Genomic DNA, 18142 nt, shown 5'->3' with positions numbered 1-18142 from the left:
CATGACTCGAATTATTGCTGGCACTTTGAAAGGACGAATCCTCCAGGTTCCTCCTTCAGGGACTCGGCCGACCTCCGAACGCGTGCGTGAGGCAATTTTTTCGCGTCTCGAACACATGGGCGTTATCGAGGACGCAAGGGTCCTTGATCTGTATGCGGGAAGTGGTGCTTTAGGTTTCGAGGCCATCTCGCGGGGGGCTACATCCCTGACCTTGGTGGACTCATCAGCGGCAGCGATTCGCACTTTAAAGAAAAACCTTCCGCTTGTGCCCGAAGCCCTGGTCATTGGCGCAGATGCTCTTTCTGCGGTCTCTAATCGCCTGAGTGGTTCATTTGACCTGGTCTTTGTTGATCCGCCCTACGATGTGGCAAGCCAGGACATCACTGAACTTTTAAAAGCTCTGCTTCCTTTATGTTCTCCAGATGCCTCCATCGTTGTGGAACGATCGACGCGTTCTCCCGAAGTTGAGATTCCAGAGGGATTGATGTGTGAAGACCGCAGGGACTGGGGAGAAACTCGAGTCTTTTTCCTTGCGCCTCCACTTGACGAACAGGACCACGAGAGCGAATGAAAGCCGTTATTCCAGGGAGTTTTGACCCCCTTACAGTGGGACACCTCGACATCATTACGCGCGCTTCGCGCATTGCGGATCACGTGATCGTTGCGGTCGGGGTGAACCCGGCCAAGGCCTCGGCAAGCGAAATGAAATGCCGGCTTGAAAGCGCTAGAGCGGGGGTTGCTCATCTGCCCAATGTTGAGGTTCTCCCGATGCGCGGACTGCTTGTTGATTTTTGCGCTGAAAATGATGTTGACGTAGTCGTGAAGGGGATTCGCACCAGCGTGGATATGGACTCCGAGATGACTCAGGCCGTAACGAATAGGGAAATCGGTGGGGTAGAAACACTGTGGATTCCTACCGATCCGCGCTATCAGCATGTCTCCTCGTCATTAGTGCGTGAACTTTTTGGCTGGGGAATGGATGTTTCTCGGTATGTTCCTTCCTCAGTTTTGACTCTGTGGGGAGAAAATAGAGACGTAGTGTACGCGCATCGAGCAACAGGAGGACACAATGACTGAGACCCACGATGAGCAGGCGGATTCGGCGCAGCAGTGGGAGGACCAGACAGTCTACGGTCCCTCGACCGTCATTGCTGCTTTGGATCGAATCGAAGATCTCCTTGAAGCTGCGCGTGCAGTCCCGCTTTCGGCGTCCGTTATGGTTAACCGAGCCGAGCTATTGGATCTTCTTGACCAAGCACGTGAAGCTCTTCCCGATGATTTGAAGGCTGCGGATGCGGTTGTGGCCGATGCCGACGCCGTGCTGGTGCGTGCTGACTCAGCTGCGGAAACAACTATTGCCGAGGCGAACGCGCGTGCTCGTTCGACAATCGACGAGGCCCGTGAGAAGGCGGACCAGCTGGTCGCCGAGGCTGAAGAGCAAGCGCAGCGTACCCGTGAAAAGGCCGAGGAAGAAGCAGCTCGAGTTCGCGCGCAGGCCCAATCGGATGCGGAGAATACGCTGGCCGATGCAAACGCCCAAGCGGAGCGCTTGATCTCAAGCGAAAACATCAAGCAGATGGCCGAGGAACGCGCGCGTGAGATCGTTTCGCAGGCTCGTGCCCAGGAAAAGCAGATGCGTACCGGCGCTGATGAGTACGCCTCGGCTTCGCTCAGTGAGCTGTCCTCGCTGCTCCAAGAACTCCAACGCCGCACCGATGCCGGTCGGCGCGCCATTGCCGAGCGCAATGGTCGTGATTTGACGAATGTGACTTTAGAACATGAGTGAACGTCCTCTAGAAATTTCCCTTCGCGATCTTTCTCGCTCGCCGGGATCAATGCGCGACTATGAGCTGATGTGGGAAGTCCCCGAGGACCTGGGGACCTCCATCATGCGTGTTGCTCCGGGCAGTGAGCTTCCTATTGATGTTGCAATCACCTCGGTTGATGACGGTGTTTTGGTGCGTGTACACGCTGACGTCGACCTTGAAGGTGAATGCGTACGATGCCTTGACGAGGTGCATCGTCACCACAGCGTCGATATTGATGAGCTATTCTTCGAACCCAAAGCTGCCCAGCGCCTTCGCCAGGAAAACGATGAAGAAGCCGATGACTTCCTGACGATCTCGGCGAAAGATACGATCGATATCGAATCGATTGTGCGCGATGGGATCGTCACTTTGATGGAAGACCGGCCACTGTGCAAGCCCGATTGCCAGGGACTGTGCCCGGGGTGCGGAGAAAAGTGGGAGGATCTGCCCGAAGATCACGAGCACGTCGTGATTGATCCGCGCCTTGCGGGGCTCGCGGGGCTTTTTGATCAGCTCTCGCACCGGGATGAGAACTGATGGCTCGTCGATCTAAACTCCCAGTTCCACCACGCCCTCAAACCGATACGTTGCTTGAAGCATGGGGGACCCCGGTACGCCAAGATCTCTTGGACCTTGCACTCATCCATCGCTCCTACGCAAACGAGGCAGGGGGCATCGCGCATAACGAGCGTCTGGAGTTCTTGGGAGACTCTGTTCTTTCCATCGTTATTGCCGATGAACTTTTCCATCGTCACCTTGATGTACCGGAATCTGAGCTCTCACGCATGCGTGCCGCAACCGTTTCTCAGGAACCTCTTGCGCAAGCTGCGAGGCACATTGAGCTGGGGGAGTACATTTACCTTGGTCGCGGGGAAAGCACACACGGAGGACGCGACAAGGATTCGATTCTTTCCGATACCTTTGAAGCTCTTGTCGGGGCAACCTATTTAAGCGTTGGCCTTGAAGGAGCCAGAGAGACGATTTTGCGTCACCTTGGTTTCCTTCTCGTGCATGCAGTCGAACGCGCCGCAGAACAGGACTGGAAGACGACTCTCACCGAGTTTGCCTTCACCCACGATATGGGGGCTGTGACCTACGAAGTGGAGGGCGAAGGCCCCGACCACCAGAGGGTGTTTACTGCACACGCGCACGTCGCCTCGCGAACTGAGCAGGTTGGCCAGGGTGTCGGATCCTCAAAGAAACATGCTGAAAATGCTGCTGCTGCGGACGCTGTTGCCCGTCTGACCAGGCAGCGCTCGCGGAAGAAAAAAGAAGGAGAAGCCCGTGGCTGAAACAGAAGAAGCAATTGAAACTCCCATCCGCGTCATGATCGTTGATGATCATGAGATCGTTCGCCGAGGTATCGCGGAGATCGTCGATCGTGCAGATGACCTTGAAGTCGTTGCAGAAGCTGGAACGGTCCAAGATGCCCTGCGTCGAGCGCAATTGGTCAGTCCCGATGTCATCCTTGTCGATCTTCAACTCCCCGACGGTACCGGGATCGACATCATGGAATCCCTCGGTCAGACAACCCCTGAGATCCGTCCGATCGTTCTGACTTCCTTTGATGATGACGAGGCCTTGGCTGAGTCCCTCGCGAAGGGCGCACGTGCCTACGTCCTCAAGACCGTCCGTGGTGCGGAAATCACCGATGTGATTAAGGCGGTGGCGGAGGGACGTATTCTTCTGGATGAGCGCACGCTGACGCGTCGACGTGCAGATCACGATGATCCGACGGCTGATCTGACTCCTTCAGAACGTAAAGTTTTGGAGCTGATCGGGGACGGACTGTCGAACCGAGAGATCGGTGCAAAACTTGGGGTTGCTGAAAAGACCGTCAAGAACCACATCACGTCTTTGCTCTCGAAAATGGGGCTGCAACGCCGCACTCAAGTAGCAGCGTGGGTTGCCGGGCAGCGCGCTGCCGCTTGGCGTAACTGAAAACTCCGTTTAGGACAGGGGGACGCGCCAGGTAATCCTGGTGCCTTTCCCCTCTAAGCCTGTCCCCAAAGTGAATGTCCCACCGTTCAGGCGCGCGCGTTCTGCCATGTTCGCAAGCCCTGAATTCCGTGTGTGTTCGGGGTCGATTCCAACCCCGTCGTCTGCAATGGACACAGTGAGGCTTCCTGAGTTTGTGTCTCCGTGAAGGTCAACACTGACAGCGCCAGCCGTTGCGTGAGCATGACGGGCAATGTTTGACAGTCCCTCACGAACGACAGCGACCGCGTCATCACTGCGTGAGTCGTCGACCCTAGAATCCACCAATTCCACGAGGCAATCTTCGCTCTCTGCTTGCTCGTTGACGGCTTGGCCATCAACGGATATCAACAGTGAGGGGGCAAAACCCAAGAAAGAACGCGAAAGAGAAGACTCTCGGCGGATACGCTCCACTAGGCCCACATTGGAATCTGGCTCACGCAGGTTGTGAACGATCGCGCGGATCTGGCGCACGGCCTCGTCAATGGAAGCCAAGGAGAGGTCGAGGGCGTGAATGACTTCGCTGACCTCAAGCTGTTCTTCACTGACTTTTTGCTTGGTAGCGTCCAACTGCATTCCCGCAGCAAAGAGCTGTTGAATTGCGAAATCGTGAAGATCCCGACCGATACGGTCGCGCTCATCCAGAAGCGAGGCGACGTCTTCCGCGTGACGCGCTGAAGCAAGTTCCAAAGCAAGAGCAGCTTGAGCAGCGAGGGACTCAGCGAGGGCAAGTTCGGAGTAGTCGAATTCTGGTTTGCCTGGTAAGCGGAGCAAAATGAGGACTCCCGCAGGCTTTCCTCTCCCGCGTAGAGGAGCATAAAGCGCAGGTCCGAATTCGGTGAACTCGGGGATACGCATAGTCTGAGCGCGGGCGAGGGAATCAACGATCATGCCGGTTCCCTCATTAAGCACCGACATCGCGCGGCCCTCGGGTGGGAACATCACGCCGAGGAGGCGATCCGCGTGATGCCCATCGGTGATTTCCGCAGCCCACGTGTCTTTGACCGAAGGCAGAACGATAATCGCCGTATCTGCTTGCGAAACCTCGCGAACGGTCTGGGCAATCAGAGTAAGGCCTTCTTCTTCATCCGCGCCCTCAAGCATCGAAGTCGTGAGCTGTTGGGAAGCGCGGATCCACCTAGCGCGGCGTCGCGCATCTGCATACAGGTGAGCGTTTTCAACAGCAATTCCCGCGGCGGATGCTAGCGTCTGGACAATGCGTAGCGCGCTCAGTCCAAATCCTCCCAGGCGATTAACCAAATACAGGCGGGCATAGACCTGGCCTTGGAAGGTCACTGAAACGCCGAGGAAATTCTCGAAACCCGGGAGGTTTTCAAGCAGGCTCGGATCGTTCAAAATAACGTAGCCCTCGTCGGTAATACGCTCGACGAGTTCGTCGGGAAGCTGGTCCGGTGAAGCGTTTCCGGCGGGGGCATCACCGAATTCGACGGACATCGTCGTATCGCCCCAGGTGTCCAGAACTGACAATCCTGCGTAGCGCGCACCGGTTAATGCGCATGCGCGTTCGACGAAGTTTTCCAGAATTCGCTGGAGGTCGAGGCTCGAGGTCACATCGAGTGCGGCCTCAAGAAGTCGAGAGTCGGTCCTCTCAGGGCTCATTGGTCCTCCTGACTCAGTGCCCAACGGAAGTGCTCGTTGTTTTGAACGAGCTGCTCGAAAGTTCCTCGCGCAGTGATCTGCGCTGGGCGCTTGCGAGGATCTCCATCGGGATACCCCATCAGGATAATCTCATCGGCCAGTTGAAGAGCACTCAAACGGTGCGTGACGATGAGTAAGCCGCGCTGACGGGTACGTTGCGCCAAAGTGCGCATGAGCGCGTCGGCTGATTGGGGATCCAAATGCTCACTGGCCTCGTCGATGAGAATGATAGGCGCGGGGGAAGCAAGAGCTCGTGCGACCAAGAGTCTGCGGCGCTCTCCACCGGAAACTCCAGTCGCGCCGGCGCCTATGAGGGTATCGATTCCTTCCGGCAAAGAAGCGCACCACTGCTCGAGGCCGACTGCGCTGAGTAAGTCGAGGGCCTGTTGTTTGTCCAGATCTGGGTTTGCGACGCGGAGGTTCTCAAAAATGCTTGTCGCGAAAATATGGGCATCTTCAGCGGTCACTTGGAGAACTGATGAGCTCTCCTCGTGGGGAATGTCCGTGAGACTGACATCGTTGAGGGTAAGGCTTCCCTCTCGCGGCGGAATGAGACCCGCAAGAGTGTAGAGAAGTGTTGTTTTCCCGATCCCCGAGGGGCCGACAATTGCTATGGACCGTCCACGCTCGACTTCGAGGTCGAGTCCTTCAACAAGCTCGGGGCTATTCGGCCACGCGATCGAGAGGTTTTCAGCACGCAGAAGCGGCGAGCTCACCATTTCTGGCGTGATCGTTTCCTTGTGCTTTCCCGAGGCCGCGTGGGCGCCTTGCGTGGAGTCAGCTGTTTCTTGGCCAGCATTCTTTGCAGATAGAAGAGCCCTGGGCCCGATGAGTTCATCAATGCGCGCTGCTGCCTGTGCAGAACGCACGAGCTGGGCGACAGCGGAATTCATTTGAGAGGATGCTTCGAAAGAAGACAGGGGAGTGAGTGCAATAACGGCTAAAGCCACCGCACTGAGGATCTGAGCGTTGACGCTGGGGATCCCTACGAGCAAGGCTCCGACAACGGCGCATCCCATTGCTGCTCGATCAATGAACTGAGCCCAAGCGGAGGCGCGCGCTGCGCCCTTTCGTGAGGACTCAATACGGTCCTCAGCGCGTTCAAGCTCTGCCTGAGCGCGGCCGACCAATCCATTGATCGCCAACTCGTCATAACCGTCAATAACTGTGACAAGGGCAGAACTCAAAGAGCTACGTGCCTCAATACCTTCGACTTGGGCAGCTCGTTGTGCGCGAGCGGTGACAAGAGGAGCGAGCACACCCGAAGCGATAAGACACAGTGCCAAGATCACTGCCGCCCCCGGTGATAAGAGCGCCAGGGCCCCGACGGTTCCACAGCCAACAATGGCTGCGACCCCGGCCGGAAGAGCCGATTTCACGATAAAGTCGCCGACTTCATCAACATCGGAACCGATGCGTGCAAGAAGGTCTCCGCGACGCAGGGAAGTGACGTGGCTCAGATCTGCCTGCGTAATTTGGTCATAGAGGTGCAGACGAAGGTGATCCATTCCCTCGAGAGCGACTCGATGGGAGACAAGGCGTTGAATGTAACGCAGGAGTGCACGTGAGACACCGAAGAGGCGCACCGATGTAGCGGCAACGGAAAGAACCAGAACAGGGGGCATCTGGGAAGCACGCGCAATAAGCCAAGCAGAAGTGGCACCAAGTGCAATCGAGGACCCAATGCCCAGACTTGCAAGAAGGAGAGCAGAGACAAAACGCCATTTGTCAACGCGCAGCAAAGAAATAGCCCAGCGTAGGGAGGAGCGTTCTTGAGGAGTGAGGATCCGCATGACTACTTGCCTCCTTCCACTTCTTCGAGTTCTTCTTCGTTCATCTGCATGCTGTGGATCTGAATAATCTGATCTGCTGCCTCGATTAACGCCTGCCTGTGTGCGATAGCGATGACCGTTCGGCCTTGACCGCGCAGGGTTTCAATCGCGCGGAGAACAACTTCTTCACTGGCGGCATCGAGGTGCGCGGTTGGCTCATCCAAAATCACGATGGGCGTGGTGGCCAGGAGCGCACGCGTCAGGGCAAAACGTTGTCTTTGCCCAACGGATAGGCCAATACCTCCCTGGCCAATAGGGGTATCCCACCGAAGAGGAAGCGAATCGAGAACGTCGCTGAAAGCACACAGGGAGGCTGCGGCCTCGAGATCATCATTCGAGGCCGGGGGAAGCTGCTCGCGCAAAGTTCCCGGAATCAAAGTGGGGTGTTGCGGAACCCAGGTGATGGTCTTCCACCATTGCTCGCGACTAAGAGCACGCACATTGATATCTGCGCCCGAGGCTTGAGTGCGTAAACAAATCTCGCCGTGATCTGGATCGATGAGCTGCATCAGTGCATAGATCGTGCTGGTCTTTCCTGCGCCCGAAGGTCCGACGAGAACATTGAGCTTACCCGGAAGGACAACGGCATTGGCACCGGCAGGCGCCCACACGCCGCGAGCAGCAATCGAGAGATCGCGGATCACAATCTGCGTCCTCGACCAGTCAATTGAGTCGAGAGTAGAGGGAGACAGTGAATCTTCCTCAGTGACTGCGGAGGTTTCGAGGATGTCAAAGGCTCGCTCGGCTGCTGCGACGCCGTTCGCGGATGCATGAAATTGCGCACCAACCTGGCGAAGAGGCTCGAATACCTCTGGGGCTAGCATGATGACCGCGAGGCCCGTGAAGAGATCGACGTTCCCGAAAACCATGCGCATACCGACTTCAACGGCTACCAGCGCGACGCATAAGGTGGAGAGGAATTCAAGAACTGCGCCCGAGAGGAAAGCAACGCGCAAAGTCCCCATAGTTGCTCGCGTGTTCGAGGCGGACAGTGCGGCAAGATGCTTTCGAGGGGCACCTTCGCGACCGAGTGCTCGAAGGGTGGGTAATCCGGCAATGAGATCAAGCATCTGCGCGCCGAGTTGTTGCATTGATTCAAGCTTTGCTGAGGATGCATCCTGCGTGAAACGGCCGATTAGCGCCATGAAAATGGGAATTAAAGGAACGACGATCGCTGCAATGAATGCCGACCAAAAATCCAGATAGAGAATCGTGGCCAAAGCGAGGGGAGTGACGGTCGCAGTAAGGACAAGCTGGGGTAGGTAGTCGACGAAGTAGGGAGAGAGATCACTTAAGCCACGCGTAAGAAGTGTCGAGGCCTCGCTGCCGTTTGTTGCTCGCCAACGTGGACCCAATTGCGCGATGTGGTCGATGACGCGTGCACGTAACTCGCGGATCGTTCGGTCTGCAGCGCGGTGGCCAAGGGCCTCGCGAATCCCGATGAGGGCTGCCCGGAGTGCAACTATTACGGCGAGGATGCACAAGGGCATGCGCAGTTGTGCAAGAGTTGCCCCAGAAGTGACCGCGGGGGATAGGGCTGCAGAAAGCGCAAGAGTCTGTGCGATCACAAGAAGCGCCGTCAAAATGCCAAGGATCGAAATGACGATGATGTGGCGACGGGCGCTTCGTGCGTATTTGAGCAGTCGAGGGTCCAGGGGGCGCATTCCTCTATTTTCTTTCCTTTGAGGGGGAGATGCTCGCTGAAAAAACTGGTGGCCCCGGTTTCCCGAGGCCACCAGCTCTGCGGGGATCAGCCCGCGAGGAAATTCTGATCCAGTCTGATCTTGTCGAAGATCAAACCGGTGTCCGTTGACACGTCCTTTGTTGAAACGCGTGAACGGAACTTCCAGTAGGACCACACAGTGTAGGCGAGAACCACGGGGACGAGGCACAAGGCCACGATCGACATAACGATCAGCGTTCCCTGGGTCGAGGATGCCTGCTCGATGGTCAGTGAGTAAGCGGGGTTGATACTCGACTTCATCACCGCGGGAGCCATCGCAGAGAAGATCCACGCGACAGCACCTGCCATTGCAACGCAGGAGAAGAGGAATGCCAATCCTTCACGACGCAGCACCTTCTGAGAGAAGGCTGCCTGGGCGATCAAGCACAGGGCTGCAACGAGAAGCGGGAGCCATGCGAAGACATTCGTCGAGTATGCGAATTGTCCCCAGATGACCCAGATTGCTGCCAGAGCGGTGGCCGCAACCGAAGCGGGAGCCGCAAATGTATTTGCTCGCTCGCGCAAGTCGCCTTCGGTCTTGAGTGCCAGGAATTGTGCACCGTGTGCCAAGCACAGGGCAACCAGTACGACTCCACCAAGGAGGGTGTAGGGGGTGAGGAGAGAGAAGAACCCGCCGGTGAGCTGGTGAACAGCCGTTGCCAAAGATGCAGGAACATCCTCGGGGGCAACCACCGCGTTGGTGCCGTGGGTGACAACTTCGATCTTCATTCCCTGAACCAGGTTGGCGAAGGCAACACCGAAGAGGAGCGGAACGAGGAGAGCTGATACTGCGTGGGTACGATCCCAGACGCTGCGCCACTTCTCGGACTTGATCTTCGAACGCCACTCGATTGCGCACACACGCACGATGAGAGCGAGGAGGATCAGGAAGAGTGCCAAGTACATTCCGGAGAACATCGTGGCGTACCACTCGGGGAACGCTGCGAAGGTCGCTCCACCGGCGGTGAGAAGCCACACTTCATTGCCATCCCAGTGGGGGCCAATGGTACGGAGCGCTTGAGTGCGTTCGCGATCGTCGCGGGCGAGGAATCCTTGGAGCATTCCAACGCCGTAGTCGAAGCCCTCGAGAACCAGGTACATGGTCCACAGGACGGCGATGAGGATAAACCACAAAATACTAAGTGTCATGGGTCTTCCTTTCCTCAGTACCCGAAGGAGAGTGCACCAGCGGTCGCTTCCTCATCGGATGCGTCCTTGGAGCGGGAGTGGAGGCCTTCGGCGGCGTAGCGCTTCATGAGGATGAACCAAATGACGCCGAGGACTGCGTAAACGATCGTGAAGACAACCATCGAGAAGAGAACCTGCCAAGCAGGGACAGTGCTGGAGACACCAGCGGAAGTCATCATCATGACCGAGCCGATGGGATCGCCGCTTTCAAGTCCTGCGAGGTTAGGAACAACAACCCAAGGCTGGCGTCCCATTTCAGTAAAGATCCAACCGAAGGAAGCAGCCAGGAAGGGCATCGGGATGGAGACAAGCGCGAAAGTTCCCAACGCCTTCGATGCAGAAACCTGTCCCTTGCGTGTTGCCCACAGGCCCCACAGCGCCAAGAGAGCTGAGAAAGCACCCAGGCCGATCATGATGCGGAAAGACCAGAAGGTCACCATCTGCGGGGGACGGAAATCATATTGGGATGCATCGCCATAGGTCTTGACGAAGTCTGCATTCGAATTCAGGAGTTCGACCATGCGCTTTTGCTCGTCGGCAACGCCCTTGACGTTGGCCGAGAAAGAATTGTGCGACATGAAGGCGGCAACGCCGGGAACTTCGATGAACTTGGTGGGCTGAGCACCATCCTCACCCAGCGGGCATTCGCCGAACTGTGCAACGGTGAATGCTGCGCCCTGAGTGTCGACACAGACACCTTCTGCAGCTGCCATCTTCATGGGCTGAATCTCGACCAGCTCCTGGCCTTGGAAGTGGCCGGTTGCTGCAGTTCCGATTCCACCGATCAGGATGACGGCGAGGCCGAAGCGCGCGATCGGGCGCCACATGCGTGCGGCTTCCTTTGCGCCTTCTTCACCGCCGAGGCGCTTTGCGCGAGTCATCCACCACACGGAAAGACCTGCAACGAAGGTACCGGCAACGAGCCATGCGGAGGTAATGACGTGGGTGTATTCCCACACAAGAACCGGGTTGGCAACGACCTTGAGGAAGCCTGCGGCTCCATCCAGTTCTGCGCGTCCGGTTTCGGGGTTGAATCGTGCGCCCACGGGGTGTTGCATCCAGGAGTTTGCTCCGAGGATCCACAGGGCGGAGATCATGGTTCCGATCGATGCCAACCAAATGCAGGCAAGGTGCCAGCCCTTGGAGAGGCGTCCCCAACCGAAGATCCACAATCCCAGGAAGGTTGATTCAAGGAAGAAGGCCAAAAGGGCCTCGACAGCGAGCGGAGCACCGAAGATGTCGCCAACGTAGCGGGAATACTCCGACCAGTTCATGCCGAATTGGAATTCCTGCACGATACCGGTGGCAACACCGAGGGCAAAGTTAATCAAGAGCAACTTGCCGAAGAAACGGGTTGCCTGAAGCCATTCCTCTTTACCTGTCTTGTGCCACACGGTCTGCATAATTGCGACCAGGAGCGACAGACCGATGGTGAGAGGAACCAAGACGAAGTGGTAAACGGTCAGGATACCGAATTGCCATCGTCCCAGTGTCAGCGCATCGAGTGCAGCTGGAGCAAAGGTCATGGTCATAATCCTGTCTCAGGGAAATTGTGTTCAGGGTGTGTCATAAGTTCGTCACAGATGTGGCAAAACTTTAACGACGTTGTGTCAACAAATATAGAACGCAACCGTCTAAAATGCTGCTTTTCTGAATAATCAGGGCACTGTGTCGTTTTCTTCAGCGGTGCCATGGGTGACGCATTGAGCTCGGCGCGAACCGCCGAATGGCAGCTCAAGCATGCCTGCGCACCCTATGAGACAATAGGGAAGACGAAATGGTTGGAGCGCACTCTCTGATCATCACAGCGCTTGTTTCTATGAAAACGCGCATGCCTGTGGTCGCCTCATGCGACTTCGAAGAGACTTCCGCTTAAACGCGTGTAAATACAGACCCAGCAGTGCGAGCTCGGTCAACATACTGACATTGTGAAAGAAGAGGCCATGCCTGAAACGCCAGCAGCAACCCTGCTTTTCCAGGCTCCGACATTCCAGGAACCGACTTTTTCTGCACCGCCAAGTGTGCCCCAGCAAGAAAGTGAAGAAAAACCTCAGCGTCGTTCACGCACCCGCGCGGCGCGGAGTGAAGAAAATGCTGAGGAAGCGACGCCCAAAAAGCGTACGCGTACGCGCAAGAAGGTAGCTGAGGAAGAAGCTTCAACCGAAGCTGTGCAGACGAAGCGTCGTCGTGCCAAGCGCAAGGAAACAGAAGAAGAAGCTCCGGCCTCGGAAAAAGAAGCGGTAACGCAGGACGCTCAATCTTCGGAAAGCGAAGAAAATGCAGAAGGCGGCGAAGAAACAAGCCGTCGTCGCCGTCGTCGCCGCGTACGCGCATCCGAAGCTCAAGACGTTAACGATGAAGTTCAAGCCCTTAAGGGCTCGACGCGTCTGGAAGCAAAGAAGCAGCGCCGTAAAGAAGGGCGCCGCGAAGGACGTCGTCATCACCGCATCACCGAGTCCGAGTTCTTGGCTCGACGCGAGTCCGTGAACCGCAAGATGGTCATTCGTGACCAAGGTGGACTCGACCAGATCGCAATCATCGAAGACGACCTCTTGGTTGAGCACTATGTTGCGCGCCGTACCCAAAAGACTGCCGTCGGCAATATCTATATGGGACGCGTTCAAAACGTTCTTCCCTCAATGGAAGCTGCCTTCGTTGATATTGGCAAGGGGCGCAATGCGGTCCTGTATGCAGGCGAAGTCAACTGGGATGCTGTCGGCTTGGAAGGAAAACCTCGCCGCATTGAATCTGCTCTTAAACCGGGCGATCCTGTCCTTGTTCAGGTGACGAAGGATCCCATCGGGCACAAGGGTGCGCGTTTGACCAGCCAGATCACCTTGGCGGGACGCTACCTGGTTTTGATCCCCGGTGGTTCCATGATGGGTATTTCCCGCAAGCTCCCCGAACGTGAGCGCATTCGCTTGAAGAAGATCCTCAAGCAGGTCGTCCCTGACTCTGCGGGCGTGATTGTGCGAACGGCTGCCGAAGGTGCAAGTGAAGAACAGATCCGCGATGACGTTCGTCGTCTGAGCAAGCAGTGGGACGATATTGAGTCCAAGCTTTCCTCGACGAAGAATGCGCCGGTCCTTCTGCGCGGCGAACCGGAGCTTGCTGTCCGCGTTGTTCGTGACATCTTCAATGAGGACTTCTCCGAACTCATTATTGAAGGTCATGAGACCTATGAGACGGTGAAATCTTACGTTGATGAGCTTTCGCCCGAGCTTTCTGACCGAGTTCACAAGTGGGTCGGAACCGAGGACGCTTTCCACGCCTACCGTGTGGACGAGCAGCTTGCCAAGGGAATGGATCGCAAGGTGTGGCTGCCCAGTGGCGGTACCTTGATCATTGACCGAACCGAGGCAATGACGGTTATCGACGTCAATACCGGTAAGTTCATCGGTGCTGGCGGAACTTTGGAAGAAACCGTTACGCGCAACAATCTCGAGGCCGCAGAAGAGATCGTCCGTCAGCTGCGGCTGCGCGATATCGGCGGCATCGTCATCATCGACTTTGTCGATATGGTCTTGGAATCTAACCGAGATTTGGTTCTGCGTCGCTTGGTTGAATGCTTGGGACGCGATCGGACTCGTCACCAAGTCACCGAGATTACCTCTCTTGGTTTGGTGCAGATGACGCGTAAGCGTGTGGGGGAGGGGCTCGTTGAAGCCTTCTCAACCACCTGCGAGGCGTGTGAAGGTCGTGGCTTCATTGTTCACCAGCATCCCGTTGAAATCCAAGGGGCCACTGAGGAAGCACCGAAGCGTTCGAAGAAGACTCAAACCCGCGCCCGGGTCGAGGAATCTCCCGAACATGAACGCGCTCGAGAAGCGCTCACTGCGATTGCTGCGGCGACTGTGCGCGATGATTCCTCGTCCCACCAGGAATCAGGTGCTCACAGTGAACAACCTTTGGCAAAGGACTCTGATTCCAGCGTTCATGAGGCTGAAGAATCCACGCCGAAGGATGAGGCCACAGTGGATGAACAGTCTGGGGTGAACGCCCCGTCGGCAAAGCGTCCGCGTCGTTCTCGCCGGGCAACGCGTCCTCAAGTGGAAGAAAGCGCCGAGGTCTCTACGCCTGAAGAAAAGCCTGAGGCGGCACCTGTAGCGCAGGATGATCCCGCCCAGCTCGCGAGTGACTCTGAGCGTGAGGAAAACGGAAGTGCACAGTCGGTGGCTGCCTCGTCGCAGACTCGGGAAAAACCAGCACGTCCAGGACGAAGCCGCAGGCGTCGTGCAGCAATCGAAGCAAGTGAACCAGTAACGGTTCATCTTGATCTTCCTGAGCCGGCTGCTCCTGTTGCTGCAGTCCAAAGCGTTCATGACATTGTGATCGATGTGCCTGCTCGCTCCGAAGACAGCGCTCCCATTAAGCGCTCTCGGAGGCGTCGGGTCGCTGTTAGTGCGCCCGCCGCACCGGGTGAAGAACAGTAACAGTGCCCAAGCACACACCCAAATTCTGAAAGTTTTCGCTCTAGCGGTTTGCTTGAGAGTCGATTTTCAGCTAAATTTGATCGTCGGCGCAACGAGCGCCAACGGGCTTAGTGTTTCTTGAAGAGGAACGTTGTTCGAACGTGGAAGCCAAGTCCGTCCAAGTTTTCGAGAAGAGATGAGCTTCAACGTGGTCTACGCGATCGTCAAGGCCGGCGGCCGGCAGGAAAAGGTGTCCGTCGGTGACGTCGTCGTCGTCGACAAGCTGGCAGATGAAATTGGTGCCAGCATCGAACTCCAGCCTTTGATGCTGGTCGATGGCGATGCAATCACCGTCGAGCCCAGCGCACTGGAGAAGGTCACGGTCAAGGCAGAGGTTGTTGACTCTGCTAAGGGCCCGAAGATCTCCATTATTAAGTACAAGAACAAGACCGGTTACCGTAAGCGTCAGGGCCACCGCCAGAAGCTCTCGGTTATTAAGATCACTGAGATCGCCTGAACCGTTCGATATAGAAAGTAGACGTCGAGATGGCACATAAGAAGGGCCTTGGCTCCTCCCGCAACGGCCGCGACTCGAACGCCCAGCGACTGGGCGTCAAGCGTTACGGCGGCCAGCTGGTCAACGCCGGCGAAATCATCGTTCGTCAGCGCGGCACCCACTTCCACCCCGGTGAGGGCGTTGGTCGTGGCAAGGACGACACCCTCTTCGCGCTGCGCGCGGGTGCGGTTGAGTTCGCAACCCGTCGTGACCGTAGGGTTGTCAACATCGTTGAGCCGGTCTCTGCCTGAGACCGACCGCTGATTGGGGGCGTCCGGCACAAGGCCGGATGCCCCTTTTCACTATCCTGATTCGCGCTGGTGCGCACTGGCCAAGACGGGGGACACCACAGTGGCAAGCTTTGTCGATCGAGTAACGATTTTCGCCCAGGGAGGCAACGGCGGCCACGGCGTTGCCTCGGTCAAGCGCGAGAAATTTAAGCCCCTGGGCGGCCCTGATGGTGGTAACGGCGGTAACGGCGGCTCCGTCATCCTCGAGGTAGACCCGCAGGTGACCACTCTTCTGACCTATCACCGCAATCCCCACCAGCGAGCGGAAAACGGTACTCAAGGCATGGGTGACTTCCGTCAGGGAAGGAACGGCGCGGATACAATCCTCCCGGTTCCAGACGGCACTGTCGTCAAGTCAAAGCGCGGTGAGCTGCTTGCTGACCTCACCGGCGCGGGAAGTCGATTCGTCATTGCCGAAGGCGGCCGAGGAGGCCTGGGCAATGCGGCGCTCGCCTCGAAAAAGCGTAAGGCTCCCGGGTTCGCGCTCCTTGGAGAGCCAGGGGAAGAACACAATGTCGTTCTTGAACTCAAGTCTGTTGCTGATGTTGCCCTTGTCGGCTACCCCTCGGCAGGCAAATCCTCACTGATCGCAGCGATGTCCGCTGCGCGCCCTAAGATTGCCGATTATCCTTTCACGACGCTTGTTCCCAATCTTGGGGTTGTTCAAGCAGGGGATTCTCGCTACACCGTTGCCGACGTTCCAGGACTCATTCCCGGGGCTTCCAGCGGTAAGGGACTGGGATTGGACTTCTTGCGTCATATCGAACGCTGCGCCGTGATTGTGCACATTCTCGATACCGCAACTTTTGAAGTCGATCGCGATCCCGTCTCTGACCTACGCACAATTGAAGCCGAACTGGCCGCATACGAGGGTGATCTGGGCGAAATTGAGGGTTATGTTCCCCTCATGCAGCGCCCCCGCGTCATTGTCCTCAACAAGATCGATATTCCCGATGGCCGCGATCTTGTCGATATCGTTCGCCCGGATCTCGAGGTTTTCGGCTGGCCGATCTTCGCGGTTTCCGCAGTGACCCACGAGGGCCTTAAAGAACTTTCTTTCGCGCTTGCTTCCCTCGTTGACGAGCACCGCGCCAAGCTGCCCCAGATTGAATCTGCGCGTCAGGTTCTGCGGCCTCGTCCGGTGGGAAGCAAAGACGAAATCACGGTGCGCGCGGTTGAACATGCCGGTGAACTCGTCTACCAGATTCGTGGAACCAAGCCCGAACGCTGGGTGGTGCAAACCGACTTTTCTAACGACGAGGCCGTGGGCTACCTTGCCGATCGCCTTGCGGGAGCAGGGGTTGAAGATCAGCTCATGAAGGCGGGCGCTCACGCCGGCGATACAGTCGTCATCGGTCGCCTCGACGGGGGAGTGATCTTTGATTGGGAGCCCACGCTGACAACCGGACCGGAACTACTCGGACAGCGAGGCACTGATCTTAGACTTGATCGCAACGAGCGCCGCACGACCGCCCAGCGTCGTGAGCGTTATCGCGAAATGATGGACGCGAAGTCTGCAGCACGAGAAGAACTGTGGACCGAGCGCTCGACTGGCGTGTGGACTGATCCGGAGGATGAGCGCTAAATGACTCCAAGGCACATCGCGGTGCAGCAGGCACGCCGAATTGTTGTCAAAATTGGTTCTTCTTCGCTGACCCGTGAGGATGGCGGACTTGACCTCAATCGAATCGATTCTGTCGCCAGACTTGTTTCTGCCAAAGCACGGCGAGGCTGTGAGATTCTGATCGTCTCTTCGGGCGCTGTTGCAGCGGGCCTTGAGCCTCTTGGACTCTCCTCGCGTCCTAAGGACCTAGCAAGCGTCCAGGCGGCCGCGGCAATGGGCCAGGGGTATCTCATGGCGCGTTGGTCATCCGCTTTCCAAGCTCACCACCTCCACGTCGCGCAGATTTTGCTCACCGCAGCCGACGTCATGCAGCGCGAGCACTATACGAATGCAATGTCTGCACTCGATAAACTCCTTGCTTTTGGGGTCGTGCCGATCATCAATGAAAATGACGCGGTCACGACTCGTGAAGTGCGTTTCGGTGATAATGACCGGCTTGCGGCATACGTGGCGCAGATGGTTGGTGCGGATGTCTTGGTCTTGCTGACAGACGTTGACGGACTGTATACAGCACCTCCCTCGCAGCCCGGGGCTCGTTTGATCACCGAGGTTAACGCGACCGATGAACTTGGTGGAATCGACGTGCGCGGAGCTGGTTCCAGCGTGGGGACAGGCGGAATGGCGACAAAGCTCCATGCAGCCTCCATGGCCCAGCACGGAGGGATCGGCGTGATCCTCACCAGCGCAGATCGTTTGAACGAGGTTCTTGACGGACAAGCGGTGGGTACGTGGTTTGAACCCACGAGAAACCGTCCCGCCTCGCGAACCTTGTGGATCGCCCACGTTGCTCCCTCTGCGGGGCAGATACTGATTGACGCCGGCGCACGCCGCGCGATTACCCGGGGAAAGAAGTCTCTTCTCCCTGCAGGTATTACTGATGTTCTTGGGGTCTTCTCGGCGGGAGAAGTCATCGATATTGTTGATGACAGTGGATTGATTGCTCGAGGGATCTCCCGCTACGACTCAGATAGCTTGGCCAAGCTCATGGGCCATATGCAGGAAGAAAAACAGAAGGAACATATGCGTCCGGCTGTTCACCGCGACGATCTTGCCGTTCTTGTTCAGGAGTAAAG

At 57.0% G+C, this 18142-nt stretch carries 16 protein-coding genes; 11 read left to right on the top strand and 5 right to left on the bottom strand.

Annotated elements, in window-relative coordinates; all coding sequences use genetic code 11:
- Window position 1 precedes the first annotated feature (1 nt).
- From rsmD to HMPREF1627_RS04835, 6 genes are read left to right on the top strand one after another with little or no spacing between them, the layout of a single operon-like run.
- Window positions 2–571 (top strand): 16S rRNA (guanine(966)-N(2))-methyltransferase RsmD, encoded by a 570-nt coding sequence (gene rsmD, locus HMPREF1627_RS04860; protein ID WP_034501593.1) that lies wholly within the window; start codon window positions 2–4, stop codon window positions 569–571.
- Entirely contained in the window at window positions 568–1077 is a 510-nt protein-coding gene (coaD, locus tag HMPREF1627_RS04855) for a pantetheine-phosphate adenylyltransferase (protein WP_034501592.1), read from the top strand. The genes rsmD and coaD overlap by 4 nt, the downstream gene beginning before the upstream one ends.
- The gene (locus HMPREF1627_RS04850; protein WP_034501591.1) at window positions 1070–1786 is read left to right on the top strand and encodes a DivIVA domain-containing protein; all 717 of its coding nucleotides are present in this window, start codon (window positions 1070–1072) and stop codon (window positions 1784–1786) included. Before coaD ends, HMPREF1627_RS04850 begins: the two co-directional genes overlap by 8 nt.
- Window positions 1779–2345 carry a YceD family protein gene (locus tag HMPREF1627_RS04845; RefSeq protein WP_034501590.1) on the top strand — a complete coding sequence of 189 codons (567 nt, stop codon included), beginning with the start codon at window positions 1779–1781 and terminating at the stop codon, window positions 2343–2345. The genes HMPREF1627_RS04850 and HMPREF1627_RS04845 overlap by 8 nt, the downstream gene beginning before the upstream one ends.
- Window positions 2345–3100, top strand: coding sequence for a ribonuclease III (gene rnc / locus HMPREF1627_RS04840; protein WP_034501589.1), 756 nt, complete (start codon window positions 2345–2347; stop codon window positions 3098–3100). The genes HMPREF1627_RS04845 and rnc overlap by 1 nt, the downstream gene beginning before the upstream one ends.
- A gap of 34 nt (window positions 3101–3134) precedes the next feature.
- Window positions 3135–3749, top strand: coding sequence for a response regulator (locus HMPREF1627_RS04835; RefSeq protein WP_034501685.1), 615 nt, complete (start codon window positions 3135–3137; stop codon window positions 3747–3749).
- Between the two features lie 9 nt (window positions 3750–3758).
- On the opposite strand, the gene HMPREF1627_RS04830 is transcribed toward HMPREF1627_RS04835, so the two are convergent.
- The 5 genes from HMPREF1627_RS04830 to HMPREF1627_RS04810 all read right to left on the bottom strand — a co-directional run bounded on the left by HMPREF1627_RS04830 (window position 3759) and on the right by HMPREF1627_RS04810 (window position 11713).
- On the bottom strand, window positions 3759–5405 hold the full coding sequence (locus tag HMPREF1627_RS04830; RefSeq protein WP_034501588.1) for a GAF domain-containing sensor histidine kinase: 1647 nt from the start codon (window positions 5403–5405) through the stop codon (window positions 3759–3761).
- On the bottom strand, window positions 5402–7237 hold the full coding sequence (gene cydC / locus HMPREF1627_RS04825) for a thiol reductant ABC exporter subunit CydC (protein WP_034501587.1): 1836 nt from the start codon (window positions 7235–7237) through the stop codon (window positions 5402–5404). The genes HMPREF1627_RS04830 and cydC overlap by 4 nt, the downstream gene beginning before the upstream one ends.
- A 2-nt stretch (window positions 7238–7239) precedes the next feature.
- Window positions 7240–8940, bottom strand: a complete 1701-nt coding sequence (cydD, locus tag HMPREF1627_RS04820; protein WP_034501586.1) for a thiol reductant ABC exporter subunit CydD — start codon at window positions 8938–8940, stop codon at window positions 7240–7242.
- A gap of 86 nt (window positions 8941–9026) precedes the next feature.
- Window positions 9027–10148: a cytochrome d ubiquinol oxidase subunit II gene (cydB, locus tag HMPREF1627_RS04815; protein WP_034501585.1), complete on the bottom strand. Its 1122-nt coding sequence runs from the start codon at window positions 10146–10148 to the stop codon at window positions 9027–9029.
- Between the two features lie 14 nt (window positions 10149–10162).
- A complete protein-coding gene (locus HMPREF1627_RS04810) occupies window positions 10163–11713 on the bottom strand; it encodes a cytochrome ubiquinol oxidase subunit I (protein WP_034501584.1) in 1551 nt (516 codons plus the stop codon).
- Between the two features lie 417 nt (window positions 11714–12130).
- Here HMPREF1627_RS04810 and HMPREF1627_RS04805 point away from each other — a divergent pair, with 417 nt between their 5' ends.
- From HMPREF1627_RS04805 to proB, 5 genes are all read left to right on the top strand, one after another.
- Window positions 12131–14620 (top strand): Rne/Rng family ribonuclease, encoded by a 2490-nt coding sequence (locus HMPREF1627_RS04805; protein WP_034501583.1) that lies wholly within the window; start codon window positions 12131–12133, stop codon window positions 14618–14620.
- Window positions 14621–14795: 175 nt separating this feature from the next.
- On the top strand, window positions 14796–15116 hold the full coding sequence (gene rplU, locus HMPREF1627_RS04800; protein ID WP_034501582.1) for a 50S ribosomal protein L21: 321 nt from the start codon (window positions 14796–14798) through the stop codon (window positions 15114–15116).
- Window positions 15117–15145: 29 nt separating this feature from the next.
- Window positions 15146–15406 (top strand): 50S ribosomal protein L27, encoded by a 261-nt coding sequence (rpmA, locus tag HMPREF1627_RS04795; protein ID WP_009748005.1) that lies wholly within the window; start codon window positions 15146–15148, stop codon window positions 15404–15406.
- A 100-nt stretch (window positions 15407–15506) separates the two neighbouring features.
- Window positions 15507–17030 carry a GTPase ObgE gene (obgE, locus tag HMPREF1627_RS04790; RefSeq protein WP_034501581.1) on the top strand — a complete coding sequence of 508 codons (1524 nt, stop codon included), beginning with the start codon at window positions 15507–15509 and terminating at the stop codon, window positions 17028–17030.
- A complete protein-coding gene (gene proB / locus HMPREF1627_RS04785; RefSeq protein WP_034501580.1) occupies window positions 17031–18140 on the top strand; it encodes a glutamate 5-kinase in 1110 nt (369 codons plus the stop codon).
- Window positions 18141–18142: the final 2 nt, after the last annotated feature.

Source organism: Actinomyces sp. S6-Spd3 (assembly GCF_000758755.1).
In the GTDB taxonomy this organism is placed as follows: domain Bacteria; phylum Actinomycetota; class Actinomycetes; order Actinomycetales; family Actinomycetaceae; genus Pauljensenia.
This window is presented reverse-complemented; position numbering and strand designations above follow the sequence as displayed.